Annotated in this window: 14 protein-coding genes; 9 read left to right on the top strand and 5 right to left on the bottom strand. The window is 62.4% G+C overall.

Annotation, left to right across the window (positions count from 1 at the left end; genetic code table 11):
• Positions 1 to 227, top strand: a 227-nt coding sequence (locus MKK69_RS04900; protein WP_313900827.1) for a hypothetical protein, incomplete at its 5' end; no start/stop codon positions are given.
• A 768-nt stretch (positions 228 to 995) separates the two neighbouring features.
• Here MKK69_RS04900 and MKK69_RS04895 read toward each other — a convergent pair.
• On the bottom strand, positions 996 to 1223 hold the full coding sequence (locus tag MKK69_RS04895; RefSeq protein ID WP_243966579.1) for a DUF6894 family protein: 228 nt from the start codon (positions 1221 to 1223) through the stop codon (positions 996 to 998).
• Between the two features lie 227 nt (positions 1224 to 1450).
• Positions 1451 to 1849 carry a hypothetical protein gene (locus MKK69_RS04890; RefSeq protein WP_243966578.1) on the bottom strand — a complete coding sequence of 133 codons (399 nt, stop codon included), beginning with the start codon at positions 1847 to 1849 and terminating at the stop codon, positions 1451 to 1453.
• Positions 1850 to 2960: 1111 nt separating this feature from the next.
• On the opposite strand from MKK69_RS04890, the gene MKK69_RS04885 reads away from it, so the two are divergent.
• Together MKK69_RS04885 and MKK69_RS04880 are read left to right on the top strand one after the other, a co-directional pair.
• Positions 2961 to 3377, top strand: coding sequence for a GlcG/HbpS family heme-binding protein (locus MKK69_RS04885; protein WP_243966577.1), 417 nt, complete (start codon positions 2961 to 2963; stop codon positions 3375 to 3377).
• Positions 3378 to 3477: 100 nt separating this feature from the next.
• Positions 3478 to 3903, top strand: a complete 426-nt coding sequence (locus tag MKK69_RS04880) for a BrnA antitoxin family protein (protein ID WP_243966576.1) — start codon at positions 3478 to 3480, stop codon at positions 3901 to 3903.
• Here MKK69_RS04880 and MKK69_RS04875 read toward each other — a convergent pair.
• Positions 3882 to 4118 (bottom strand): hypothetical protein, encoded by a 237-nt coding sequence (locus MKK69_RS04875; RefSeq protein ID WP_243966575.1) that lies wholly within the window; start codon positions 4116 to 4118, stop codon positions 3882 to 3884. The two genes, MKK69_RS04880 and MKK69_RS04875, sit on opposite strands and share 22 nt — an antisense overlap.
• Before the next feature lie 1355 nt (positions 4119 to 5473).
• Complete coding sequence (locus MKK69_RS04870; protein ID WP_243966574.1) at positions 5474 to 6784, bottom strand: hypothetical protein; 1311 nt, start codon at positions 6782 to 6784, stop codon at positions 5474 to 5476.
• 434 nt (positions 6785 to 7218) lie between these two features.
• Here MKK69_RS04870 and MKK69_RS04865 point away from each other — a divergent pair, with 434 nt between their 5' ends.
• The 5 genes from MKK69_RS04865 (at position 7219) to MKK69_RS04845 (ending at position 11917) form a co-directional block, all read left to right on the top strand.
• Positions 7219 to 7572, top strand: coding sequence for a hypothetical protein (locus tag MKK69_RS04865; RefSeq protein ID WP_243966573.1), 354 nt, complete (start codon positions 7219 to 7221; stop codon positions 7570 to 7572).
• Between the two features lie 70 nt (positions 7573 to 7642).
• Positions 7643 to 8497: a tyrosine-type recombinase/integrase gene (locus tag MKK69_RS04860; protein WP_243966572.1), complete on the top strand. Its 855-nt coding sequence runs from the start codon at positions 7643 to 7645 to the stop codon at positions 8495 to 8497.
• A gap of 468 nt (positions 8498 to 8965) precedes the next feature.
• The gene (locus MKK69_RS04855) at positions 8966 to 9574 is read left to right on the top strand and encodes a TadE/TadG family type IV pilus assembly protein (RefSeq protein ID WP_243966571.1); all 609 of its coding nucleotides are present in this window, start codon (positions 8966 to 8968) and stop codon (positions 9572 to 9574) included.
• 56 nt (positions 9575 to 9630) lie between these two features.
• Complete coding sequence (locus tag MKK69_RS04850; protein ID WP_243966569.1) at positions 9631 to 10215, top strand: TadE/TadG family type IV pilus assembly protein; 585 nt, start codon at positions 9631 to 9633, stop codon at positions 10213 to 10215.
• Positions 10199 to 11917 (top strand): TadE/TadG family type IV pilus assembly protein, encoded by a 1719-nt coding sequence (locus MKK69_RS04845; RefSeq protein WP_243966566.1) that lies wholly within the window; start codon positions 10199 to 10201, stop codon positions 11915 to 11917. The genes MKK69_RS04850 and MKK69_RS04845 overlap by 17 nt, the downstream gene beginning before the upstream one ends.
• Positions 11918 to 11924: 7 nt before the next feature.
• Here MKK69_RS04845 and MKK69_RS04840 read toward each other — a convergent pair whose 3' ends face one another.
• Positions 11925 to 12419, bottom strand: coding sequence for a MucR family transcriptional regulator (locus tag MKK69_RS04840; protein ID WP_243966558.1), 495 nt, complete (start codon positions 12417 to 12419; stop codon positions 11925 to 11927).
• Between the two features lie 101 nt (positions 12420 to 12520).
• Between MKK69_RS04840 and MKK69_RS04835 the strand changes: the two genes are divergently transcribed.
• A partial coding sequence (locus MKK69_RS04835) for a hypothetical protein (RefSeq protein ID WP_243966550.1) occupies positions 12521 to 12794 on the top strand: 274 nt, incomplete at its 3' end.

Genomic DNA, 12794 nt, shown 5'->3' with positions numbered 1-12794 from the left:
GGTGTGCGGGAGCAGGAATGAGCGATGTCGTGGCCGCCCTGCTTCTAGCGCTGGCGGCCGAGAACGCCGAGTTGCGCGAGCAACTGGCCTCCGCTCAAGACATGCTCGTCGAGACCGCGATCGACGCCGGCAACATGCACGTCCTCGTCGAAGCCATGAGAACAGAGCGGGACACGTGGCGGGAGGAGGCCAAGCTGGTCCGTGCAGCCTTGCAGTTGGCTGAATAGGGGCAAGGCGCCCCCCCCGTCGAAGCTCTGCACCCGCAAGCAGGCCACAATCGTATCCAGGCGCTCCAGCGGGTCGCTGAGGCTGGGACCGAGCAACACAGCCGTCCCAAAGGAAAGGCGATTATATCGTTGACACATGGCGTAGCGCTGACGCGGAGGTTGCCCGAAGGCGGGCGTGATGCGGTCAACGGGTGACGTAATAAGTCTATTGCTAGACTCTGGCCGTCGGGGCGATATCTCCGGCGGCTTTTTGCTGCCGACGCTGTGAAGGCTTACATTGAGGCTGATCCAAGGGCCGCACCGATGCCGACAGACACGCCCCTCAAATCAAAGCCCCCCTAGCTCGGCGCCGAGAGGCTGACGCCCGGGAGACTCGAGGACAGGCAGTAACAGACATGCACGCTAGAACCGACCTCGTGTGGCCAGATGTACGGCGCTTGTCACTGATCTTTGACTCGGCACTACTTTCGGCCGCAAAAAGAATTGCACGCACGCTCGAACTTTTAGCCGAAGATGTCGCCTTGGTGAAGACAACCGCGGCGGCCGTAGCCGCTTCACAGCCGTTCTTGAACCCACAGAATGGCGGATGGCCGTTACATCTGAGAAGTCCAAGCCACCCGGCAAGCTCGGGGCTCAGAAGCTGACGCCCGCGGAACAGCGTCGCCGGTTCATCGAAGCCGCTCGCGAGGCTGGTGCCAGTGAGGACGAAGCCGATTTCGATGCAGCGCTGAAGCGGGTCACAAAGCCGAAGGCCGCGAAGTAGCGGACCTACTGGTCTGTGATGGAGAAACTGGCCCGTGCGCTCATCACCAGCCGGCCAACATCGTCGTAGGCCTGAGCGGTGAACTCGTCCACGCCGGTTTGGCACTCTTCGTCCCGCATGATCTCGGTCAAGGCTCTGCGGAGTAAGTCACGAAGGGCGCTTGGGCTCGGTAACTCGACGCCCTCCTCATCTATCGCCGTAACGTGGTTCGCCGTGTTGATGAAGTAGCGCACATTCACGCATCCATGACCTGGTAGGCCCTACGGTGCTAACTCGCGATATCTTGCATCGTTCGTTGAAAGCGAAGGCTTACGGCATCGTTTGTGCGAACGGTATAATCGTCAAAGGAAATGCCGGATTAGGTGGTGCTATCAGAGGACACCCTAGCCCCCAGCTCTGACCCGAGCGGGTCCCTCGCTGGTCAGCCGCCGGATCGCCCACCCATTAGGTCATTCCTGGCTCAACCCTCGCGGTGACGACCCAGGCTCCCACCCTCGTATAGGATGCGCGGCTGCCGGCCTGCGTAGCTGACGCCCAGATCGAACCGCGCAGAGCCCGCTCTGCGCGTACCCCGAGTTGGGTTGGCCACCACAAAATCGATGACCGAGCGCGCGGCGCATTTGGACTGGGGCATGTTGCAGGTCACGCGAAGGGTCCCAGGCCGGATGGCGTAGCGGCGTAACGGCCACTGCCTGATGGCGGCCCGCTTCTCGTTGATGAGCTGCCCCTGCGTATAGGGACGCCCGTAGAACTGCACTGTCGGCCCGTACATGTACGGCACGCCCGCGACCGCGTCGCCGTCATTCGATGACCAGATCGCGAGGTAGCGCTCTGCGATGGTGGCCGTGCGCCGCTGCATCTCCGCCGCCGACTGCGCCAGGGCCTGAGTTGAGCCTAGGGCGAGGCAAGCACAGAGCAGCAGAAGGAATGGCCTTGGCATGGATGGGACTCCTCTGCGGGTGCGAGGAACGCTCAGAACTGGCCGCCGGGTCCGGAGAGCCAGCGCATCAGACCGTCCGAAGCGACGACACTTCGGCGTGGCGAGGGGGCGTCCACATTGAGGTCGTCGCGACCTGCCAGCCGCACCGTCCTGTAGGGGCTCGGGACAGGCAAGCGCGCGCGGCGGGGCTCAGGCCGCCGAGCAGCCAACCGGGCCTCGTCGACGGCATGGAGCGATGGCAGATTTCGGGATGGGGCGGGCTGAGGCTTCGGCTTAGGACCGGCTGCCTCGGCGACACGAAACCGAGCATGTCTACCATCCTCGTCGAGGGCGCGCCGAGGCGCCTCCAAGGACCCGAGCCGAGGTCCGTCCACATCCAGCGCTGGGCGGGCGTGCTGGCCCCTGTCAGCAAGCCTAATCCGGTGACGTTCCATGCCCTCGTCGGTCGGACGGACAGGCACGGGCATGGCTTGCAGGACAGGACTCCTCTTCCCATCCGCGACGGACTTGGCGCCCTCTCCGGGCACCTCGGCGGGACCAGGGGTAAACTGAAGCTTCGGGGGTGCGGGCGCCACGGCGGTAAGCTTGACTGGATCCGACCAGGGCAGCGGCTGCCCGTGGGCTTCAGCCCGCAGGCGCTCGGAGAGGGTGGGCACGGCCACGTGTGGTGCCTCCGCGACATCCCTGTGAGCGTCGCCGCGGGACATGTATGCGCTCGTGCTGGCCACCCCGGTTACGAAGGCGACGGCGACGGCGAACAGGAACCTCGTTGACGCTGTCATGGACTACCTCGCAGAGACCGCAGGTGGTATCACGGGATACGCACGGCAACCGCGTAGATAGGACGGAGACCGCCACCGGATCGATGCGAACGAACCCCCATCTACGCAGCCGCTGCCGTAACGCCCCGCCGCTCGCCATTCGGCGCCCATGCCCGCGCAGCAGGGCCAGACCTACGATCCGCAGGAGGAGCCGGCGCCCCGGGGGGCTTGGTTCGACGCTTCACACGACCATAATCCGACGGTGGCTAATGCATCAGCGTACCTGCCTCGACGCATCCGACGTGCGCATCCTCATGGCTGCGGGACGCGCTGAGGCCGAACGGCGCGGCCTTCCGGTAGCGTTTGCGATCGTCGACGAGGCAGGCGTGCTGCTCGCTCTCGAACGCCTCGACGGCGCGCGACTGCACACGCCGGAGGCGGCTTGGTTGAAGGCTCGGACCGCCGCAATCACGCGCACATCGACCGAGGACCTTCAGGCGGCGATCCAGACGAACGCAGCGCTTCTCGCCTTCCCAAGACGCCTACCTCTGACGGGTGGGTTGCCGTTGCTGGTCGGCGAGGAGATCGTGGGCGGCGTCGGCTCGTCGGGTGGCGAACCTGAGGACGATCTAGCCGTGTGCCACGCCGTGTGCGCAGCGCTCCGACGGCTGCCCGTCGCTGGCTGAGCGATGGTGTGTTCGGCCGGTCAAGTGACGTGTCGTCGATGACCCGGCCGCGTCCGGCTACGCGCCGAACCCCGACTACAGCCAGGAGGATTGGGACGAGGTGTCCGACAATCCCGAGCTGACGGATGCGGAGATCGCCGATCTACGTCCGAACGGCGAGGGCCTGCCCGCCGAGATGGCCGCGGCGTTCAAGAGTCTCGGCGGTCGCCCGAAGTCCAAGGTCAAGGCCGTCCCGGTCTCGCTGCGGGTGCCGCCGGATGTGCTGGCAGCCTTCTTAGGCACCGCGATAGCCCTTTCCATCATCACGAGGATGCTCATGAGGCGGGACTTCCTGATCGCCCTCAGGTGCGCCCATGTCGCCCGGTTCGGTGCCTCCCGACGAGCGTGGACCCTCTACCGTCCCTCTCACCGGAAGGTCCTGATAGGCGCGCTCTCCCGGTGGTGTCTCGGCGGGGTCGGTCTCGGGGTGCTTCGGATCGATCATGCTTGTGCTCCTTCCGACGCTCAGGGACGAGTGGGCTTGTAGGGCTGCACCACCTTCGGCTGTAGCTGGCTCCGGATGGCATCGACTTGATCCGGCGGCAGCTCCTCGACGCTCATCTGCAGGCTTGGCCCGACGACCTTCCCGAAGGCCTCACGAGCATCGGTCTCATCGTCCGCCAGCACGATCATGAGGTGCGTATCAGATACCGTGTCGTCCGGCGGGGGCAACGTCATCTGCTGGGCTATAAAGACGGGCATGGTGCGATCCGTGCTGCCTCGACTAACCCAAGTGTTGATTGAGAGCTTCTTCTCCAGCCGCGCGTGCCTCGTCCTCACTCGCGTAGGTGCCATCCGACATGATGACCGGGTTCAGCGGCATGTCGTCGGTGTCGAAGAGATGCCATTTGAAGCGTCCGGGCTTCGAAGGATCGGGCAGGACCCGGACGACGGCAGGAGGTGCTCTATCCATGACCTATCATGCCACGCTCACCAGCCCAGACCAAGGTGCGGTTCAGGAAGAGGCGTCGAACATTATCGTAGCGGGACCGCCCTCGACAGCCACGCTCACCAAGATCGTCTCGCCGGGACGCGCTACGTCATTGCCGCCCTCGCCTTCGTCGTCGCTGCCGGTGGGGCGTAGGCGGTTGAACTGCTTCAGAAGTTCAAGCCCAATACCCTCTACGTCGATGCTCGCGCGACGCCTTTGGAGATCGGTTGGCGGCCGGTTCCTGAAGCGGCATCAAGCAGGGTGTGTGACGGCCGCGAGAATACCTGCGAGGCCTACTCAGAGGCTGAGACCAGCGCGCCGTTCGGATCCGCGGCCTGCTCGATGCTCTGCAAGCGCGGCGAGCAGATCATCAGCGTGACGACGATTGGCGACAGAGACATCCTAATCCGATCCGCGTCCTGTCGGTCCGGCTTCTAGTGGTACCGACCAAGAAAAGCCCGCGCCGGTGAACCGGGCGGGCTGAAAAAACGATCTGCGAGACTAAGACTACTTCCCGCTGGGCGCGGCGTAGCTGCCAGTCGTCCCGTTGCCGCCGCCGCTGCCGGCGGGCGCACCGCGAGTGGTGTTCCGGACGAAGCTGGCACCGGGGTACTTCCGCTGCGTCCGCATCATCGAGCGTCGGCGCATGCGGTGACGTCTCATCCGAACATTGGTGAGCATATCGGAAGGCGAAGAGACGCCGGCTACGGGGCCAGCCGGCACGGCTGAGGCGGGAAGGGCCAGACCGCCGAGGCCAAAACCAGCAAGCGCGGCGGAAACAAACATTCGCATGGAGTTTCTCCTTGCCTCAGCGCAGGAGTATCGCGTCGGCCTGTTGGAAAGTCCTGAAACGAGGCGGCAGTTCACTGCTTCCAGGGGCCCGCGACTCAGCACCGCGTGTTTTGACGGATCACCAGCGACCAGCCCCCTTCCGTCTTCACCGCCTCCCGCCCATGGTTCTGCACCACGATGCGGAAGGGGGCGCCAGTGGCAGAAGGATCTATTGGAGTGGATCCGCGGCTGGAACGCTCCTCACGCGTAAAGGATGCTCCAAACGCTGGTGAGATCGACGACCTCCCCTGCCAGCCTGTGATCAGATCGGGCGGCGGGGCCGAGCCGATTGCGTCTATCTCACTACGCGCGCGCTATGGACCAATGCCGCCTCAAGGCGCGCGGGATCAATGCGGGTGACGACAACCCCGTGCTCAGGACTTCCGTCGAAGCTTGTGAAGTAGAAGCGGCCAGCCGCGTCCCAAGCATTGAAACCGGTGTGGACGTGCAAATGCTCTAAAGCCGGGTCGAGTTCGGCCATCGTACATAGGCGCCGCGTCCGACCGCTCGCGAACTCAAATTGGTACAGCGTCGTATCTTCACTCGGCCGTGGGGATGTGCTGGTGCCGACATAGGCACTCTTTCCGTCAGAGCTCGGCGCAAAAAGCCAGAACTCGACACCGCCCCAGCCCGCCGTCTTACCTGTTTCTACTTGGCCCAGGTATGCCCACGTATGCGCATCCTGATCGAACCGGTAGACGTGACCGCGGTCGTCTCCGAACACGCACCGCTTACCGCCGTCCATGCACTGCCCTGTCTCCAGGGCTAGGCCGTCCTTCAGCAGCCAGTCCTTCTCCTCACCGAAGCCGGTCTCTGGGTCGTAGTAGTGCACGTGGTCGTGCGCTGTTGGTTCATCCCAGTTGCTGGCGGTGAAATAGAGGCGGCCGTGGGTGTCGACCCACATCACCCGCCCTGTGTAGACGTAGGGCTGCTTGTATGAGGCCGGGCGACCGAGGTCCTGGGTGCGTCCGCTGGCGACGTCGTAACGATAGATCGCACCGGTCGGCACGCCCGCGCCGTAGATGACGTTGCGGGCTGGGTCAGAGGCGAGGGTGATGAGATTGCCATGGGGCACGGCACTCCCGCTAGGCTCGGACGCGCTTAGGTCCATGAAGCTGTCGTGGGCGGGATCGTAGGCGTACCAGTGAAAGCCGCGTCGATCGAGGTAGCCCGCGTCGAGGTCCGAGCGATCCATGGTCGCGACGTAGATCTTGCCGTTATGCCAGAGTGGCCGGGTGTGGAATTTCTGGGCCGTCTCCCCGGGCAGCCAGTTTTGCGCGATCTCTGACGCGGAGCGCGCATCACCGACGTACCGCAGCGTGCCCGCCTGTGCGTCGATGCGATACAGGGCTGCGTTCGTCTTGTGATCCATGCCGCCGACGTAGATGCTACCGTCAGGCGCGGAGCCGGTTGCGTGCCAGCTCTGGGTAGGGCGCAGACCGTTTGGCGTGTCCGGCAGCCGCCAGTGCCACGTGCCGTCGAGGGTTCCTGCCCAGCCCACCTCGATCTTTTTAGGCTGTGAGGTCTGTCGCTCGGAGGCTTGGCCCGTGGTGGGCAGCGCGAAGCAGGCGAGCATCGCGCCGAGGCAAGTGATCTGCCGCAGCATGGTATCTGTTCCCGGGGGGCGAAGCAGCCTGCGCCGGCCGCGCTTCCGTTCTGTGTCAGCAGGCCAACACCCGCTTGCATGTACCGTTCCTGTCGGATCGTTCGACGTCGGAATGCCCCGGTTCGTCAGCAAGCTGACCCACGACGCATGTGGCCACGGACGTAGCCCCCATCCACGGGACATCGCCCCCGCCTAAAGGCGTCCGCCGCACCGGCCGGGCGGCCATAGCATCACGGTTTGCCCGGCCTCGCCCACCCTCCGATCGCACCGCGGCTGGTAGTGCAATAGACGGCGAGGCTGCGTCTGGCGGCCAGCCGATCTGAGGTCATGACCAACCACGGACCGACGTAGCTACAAGCTTTCGAAATTCTCTACGATCCGGCATCCCCACGAACGCTAGGTAAGTATCTTTATCTTGCGTTGAGGCGAACCTTGTGCCGAACTTGCTCAACCCGGTCCTGTTCACGGTGCTCGGCGACCCGATCACGCTGGCCAAGGCGCTGTCGGTTGCGGGACTTTCACTCGACGTGCTCGGCGTCGTGGTCCTGCTCGTCCAGGGTCTGCGCGGGAGGCTGGAGGATGTCGCCGATACAAGCGGCGATGCTCAGATCTGGCGCGATATGCACCGCCGAATGTACGACATGTCGATCGTCTCGAATTCGACGCACATGCTGGAGGAGACACGACTCGAACGGAAGGCGCTGGCCCTCCTACGCGGTACACGAGCCGGTTTTGGACTGATCCTGATTGGCTTCGTCCTGCAGCTCCTCGGAACACTTGCCTCATGAGCAACGCCCTCGTCCCGCTTGTCGAGCCCGTCGAGGCCCGGCCACCCAGCAGGCGGACGACGACGCGCAGATGATCCGGCTGTGGCTCGCCCGGTCCGCCAGTCCACACACCCGCCGGAATTATGTGCGGGAGGCGGCCCGGTTCCTGGCGCACGTCGGCAAGCCGCTCGGCTCGGTGCGGATGGGCGACCTACAGGAATACATCGCGGGCCGGCCGGGCTCATTGGCGAAGGTGGCGCTGACGGCCGCGGCCCTGAAGTCGCTGTTCACGTTCGCGCAGGAGGTCGGGTTCCTGCGCTTCAACATCGGCGCGCCCGTGAAGGTGCCGCCGATCAAGAACACCCTGGCCGAGCGCATCATGGCCGAGGCTGACGCCCTGCTGATGATCCGGCAGGAGGCTGCCCTACAAAACCGCGTCCTGCTGACCGTGCTCTACGGCGGCGGGCTGCGCATCTCCGAGGTTTGCGGCCTGCGCTGGCGCGATCTCACGGCCCGCGATGAGGCCGGACAAGCGACGGTGTTCGGCAAGGGCGGCAAGACCCGGGTCGTGCTGTTGTCGGCAGCGACGTGGAAAATGCGTACGGCGCTACGGGAGGAGGCAAGTCGCAGAGTTGGCGACTTGCAGGTTGCAGATGACAAGTTGGCATCTGTATCGGCCGACGCGCCGGTGTTCCTGTCGCGGAAGGGTGGGGCGCTCGATCCGAGCGCGGTCCACCGGGTGATGAAGGCCGCGGCTGCTAGGGCAGGGCTCCCTGGCGAGGTCTCGGCTCACTGGCTGCGGCACGCCCATGCCTCGCACAGCCTGGATCGTGGGGCACCGATCCACCTTGTGCAAGCCACGCTCGGCCACGCCTCGGTGGCAACGACGGGCCGGTATCTGCACGCGCGGCCATCTGAGAGCTCGGCGCGGTTCCTGGGGGTTTAGGGACCGTCGTTGACCTCAGCCCTTAAGGTTCGCTTCCCCAGCCTCAGCGTCGGGCATCTTGTAGCCGCGCTCCCAAATCCGGTGCTCCTCAGAGCCATCAGGGTAGGGATTGGCGGTGATCGGCTCGCCGCGGTCGCGCGCGTGACGCCCCTCGTCGCTGATCGTAGCGGGTGAACGGGACGAGAGCATCACGGTGCAAACCTCCTGGATTTTGGCTCGGCCACAAGCACGCTACATCCGGCGGACGAACGCATTCAAGGGGCGCTCAGGGAGCGGGATCCTGTAAGATCCTCATATGAATGGAACACAATTACCTGCTCTCCCAGCAACCGTTTAGAAACTTGAACGTTAAATTTCGTCAGGATGTGGTGTTAGATAGGTTTTTTAACCAAATGTAAACTATTGCTGCCGTTATGATTTGCGTGATAGCGCAGAATATTACTTCGCTGGTACACAGCTGGTTTCTCGATGCCACTCAAGCATCTCCGTCGTCTTGAGCGCCTGCATTTTCTCCGTGACAAGCGCGGAGCAGCGGCGGTTGAGTTCGCTTTCGTGGCGATGCCGTTTCTGGCGCTGTGCGGTTCAGTTTTCCAGGTCGCGTTTCAAATCTGGGCGACACAGAATTTTGATCGTGCACTGCAAAATGCGGTCCGCACAATCTTCACCGGACAATTCCAGATCGCCAATGCTGGCCAGACCGATGCCGCAACCCTGCTGGCGGCCCTGAAGACGACGATGTGCGGGCCGGCGACCGCTTCCATCGTCAACGTTTTCAATTGCCAAGCGGTCAAGATCGACGTCGCGACGTCGAGCACTTTCGCGGGCGCCACCGCGTCGACGCCGATCAACGCCACGACGGGGACGTGGAACACGAGTTTCGGGACCAACTATGCCTGCGCCAAACCGGGCACGATCGTCATCGTCACCGCCGCCGTGCAGTTCCCGACCTTCTTCAACCTGATGGGGTTGAACACGCGAAAGTTCAGCAGCGGCACGGGTGCCGGATCGAGCCTTCTCACCTCGACGGCGGTGTTCCGCACCGAGCCGTACCAAATTGTCGGGACGAGTCCGTGCTGAGGTGCTTCGCTCGCCGGGCTGGGCGCATGTGGCGCGACCGCCGTGCGACCGCCGCCGTGGAATTTGCCGTGATATTGCCGGTCCTGCTCGCCATCTGGGCGGGCATGACGGAACTAGCGCATGCAATCGACGAATGGCGCAAGCTGACCCTGCTCGCTCGCACGGTCGCTGATCTGACCGGACAAGGCGACACGCAAAACCCGATCAGCGCGACGCTGATGAACGACATCGTCGCCTCTGCCACCACAGTAATGCGCCCGTTCAATTCCTCGACGGTAAAAATCGTAGTCAGCGCCATGGGCGTTGGGCTAAATGGTGCGAACCTGATCCCGACCGTTTGTTCTAGCGTCGCCAACGCCAATGCCAGCCCCCGCAGCACAGGGACAGCCACTGGCCTGACTGTGCCACCGGGCTACCAGACCGCGGGCATGCGTTATGTCTTCGCTGAGGTCAGCATCGCTTACACCCCGATGATTGGGGGAGCGCTGATCCAACTCGCAAAGGGCGTCAGCAGCACGATTACCTTCTCGACCAGCGTCCCGTGGCCGGCGCGGGGCGGCAAGACCTATGGAACGAACACCTACACCGAGGTCGTAGTGCCGGCCTCCAACGCGATGGCGTGCAATGGCTCGACACCCTGATGAACTGCGGCAAGGGGCTTGGAACGGGATCGCCCGGGATCGCGGCGGCAATGTCGCTATCTTGTTCGCGTTCCTCAGCGTGCCGATGCTTATGTTCGGTGGGGCGGCGATCGATTACGGCTTCGCAACCCGGGTCGAGACGAAGCTACAAGCCGCGACGGACGGCACTGCACTCCTCCTTTGCCAGACCCCGCTCACGACCTCGACGTCGGATCTAAACGCCTTAGCCCAGACGGCGATGATCGGAGCAATGGGGGCGCCGAACCTCGTGGTCGATCCTCTGGTGATCACCAGCAACCCGCGCCAGATCACTCTGACGGCGCACAAGCAATCGTCGGTCTTTTTCGGAAAGCTCACGAAGACGACGGTCATCAATCCGGGCGCCAAATCACAATGCGCCACGCCACTACCCAAAACATTCGAGATTGCCCTCGTGCTCGACAATACGGGATCAATGGCCGAGTCGAGCGGTGGGCAGACGAAGCTGCAGGCGGTTCAAACTGCTGCGACGAACTTCGTCAGCTATGTCTACACCAACAGCGCCTTCTCGAGCGCAACTAGGATCTCGATCGTGCCGTTCGCTGCTGCGGTGGCCGTTGATCCATCAACGTACAGATATGCTTCCTGGATCGATCAAAACGGACAATCCAGTTTGCACTGGACCAACATACTCTCTCCGAGCAGCTCGAGCTTCACGAGCCGGTTCGATATCTTCACAAAGCTGAAAGCAGCTTACTCCGGCTGGGGTTGGGCGGGGTGCCTGGAAACGCTGCCATATCCTTTGAACGTACAAGATGGAGCACCGGCCAGCGGCAACAAAGACTCCTACTACATACCGTTGCTGGCTCCTGACGAACCTGGCGACTCCAGCAATACATATGCGGGTTTCAACGTCAATGGCAATACATACTATAGCTTCAATAGCTACATTGATGACGACAACAGCAGCAAGTCTGGCAGTTGCCCGATAATGCCGTCTGGAACATCTTTTAACGCCGCCGAAGGCCGAGCGTGTAAGTATGTTAGCCCCGCCAACCCAGCTCCAACAAGCTCGAACACCTCCACTGGCGTCCCGAATGGCCCTAATTTCGGGTGCACCACGCAGCCGTTGCAGCGACTGACGAATAATACGATTACGCTGAAGACCCTGATCAACAACATGGCGCCGTTGGGCTCGACCAACATCCACGAGGGCTTCATGTGGGGCTGGCGAACGCTCTCGCCAATTAGCGTTTTTGCTGATGGAAGCGCTTACTCTTCGAGTTCCAATAGCTCGAGCGCAACAACTATCAATAAGATCATAATATTAATGACAGATGGGACAAATAGCTGGGCAACAAACCCATACTCCCCAAACGTTTCGATGTATTTTGCTGCCGGCTACTTTCAGAACGCCAATGGCACGACACCGAACCCGCGTCTGCCCTCGACGAACCAAAACATTAACGACACGACGAGTTCTAGGAACGCGCTTGACGCACTGACCGCACAAGCGTGCACCAATGCGAAAGCGACTAATATCTCAATTTACACGATCGGATTTAGCATTCCTTCTGATCCAATCGATACGGCAGGGCAAAATTTATTAAAAAATTGCGCATCATCAGCAAATCAATTTTTCATTGCTAATACGTCCGATGATCTTATATCAGCCTTCCAGCAGATACAAGCAAGCATCGGCGCCCTGCGGCTCACGCAGTAGCGCGGCATCAGCTGTTTGCCGGGTCCTTGGCCTTGCGCGGCCGGCCGGCACGCTTCGCCTTGTTAGACACGGTCTCGGTGGGCTCGGCCACCTTCTTACGCTGCTGACCGAGACCGAGGCTTTTGGCAAGCGCCGAGTAGCTTGCTGCTGTGGAGGGGTAGTCCCTAGGCAGGCCATAGTGCTCACGGTATTCCTCGATCGTCAGACCGTTGCCGGTGAGGTGGCGCTTCAACGTCTTGTACGGCCTGCCGTCGATGAAGCTGATCAGCGCGTCCGGCGTGATCGACTTGCGGGTCTGGCCGGCTGTGAGCTTCTCAGTGGCCAGAGCAGCAAGTGCGCCAGTATTGCCAAGCCCCGTGAGCGCAGCGTGCGTACTGGCGATCAGCTCCGCCATATCGGCCGGTCGTACCGAATTTCTGGACACATAGGCCGAGACCAGGTCAGCCGTGAGTTCCAAATAATCGGTGGCAGCAGCTACGATGGTTCTCAGGTTCTTGTCCACGATGCACTTGCCTTTGTTGAAGGCGCATATTCTGTGGACGTGCGTCAAAATGCAATCATATTCAAGAGCGAATTTGTATTTTTGCTGCTATCGATACCGCGATGATGCAGGTTTTAGGCCTTGAAAGCGCTGCGCATATCATCGCCGAGAACGTAGCCTCGGCGTTCGTGTACGCGTGCGATGGCGCGGACTTTGACGATTTGTCCCGAGAGACCGTCGTAGCTCGCTTGTTGCGCGAAATCCTGTCCGTAATGCCAACTCGGTGCAGCAACACTCTGACTGCCGCGTGCAACCACGCCCTCGACAACACTGTCGGCGTGATGGGCCTCACTTGCCCTCGCGTCGAGGCAATCGACGCCAACGACGGCTCGGTGA

The sequence above is a fragment of the Methylobacterium sp. J-026 genome, from assembly GCF_022829585.1.
Lineage (GTDB): Bacteria > Pseudomonadota > Alphaproteobacteria > Rhizobiales > Beijerinckiaceae > Methylobacterium.
The sequence above is the reverse complement of the archived record's forward strand: the minus strand, read 5'-3'. Positions and strand labels throughout refer to the sequence as shown.

Coding starts and splice junctions, on each gene's coding strand:
- MKK69_RS04870 (WP_243966574.1), bottom strand. CDS start 6,784: ATGCTGCGGCAGATCACTTGCCTCGGCGCGATGCTCGCCTGCTTCGCG.
- MKK69_RS04875 (WP_243966575.1), bottom strand. CDS start 4,118: ATGCCCGTCTTTATAGCCCAGCAGATGACGTTGCCCCCGCCGGACGAC.
- MKK69_RS04860 (WP_243966572.1), top strand. CDS start 7,643: ATGATCCGGCTGTGGCTCGCCCGGTCCGCCAGTCCACACACCCGCCGG.
- MKK69_RS04890 (WP_243966578.1), bottom strand. CDS start 1,849: ATGCAGCGGCGCACGGCCACCATCGCAGAGCGCTACCTCGCGATCTGG.
- MKK69_RS04845 (WP_243966566.1), top strand. CDS start 10,199: ATGGCTCGACACCCTGATGAACTGCGGCAAGGGGCTTGGAACGGGATC.
- MKK69_RS04885 (WP_243966577.1), top strand. CDS start 2,961: ATGCATCAGCGTACCTGCCTCGACGCATCCGACGTGCGCATCCTCATG.
- MKK69_RS04855 (WP_243966571.1), top strand. CDS start 8,966: ATGCCACTCAAGCATCTCCGTCGTCTTGAGCGCCTGCATTTTCTCCGT.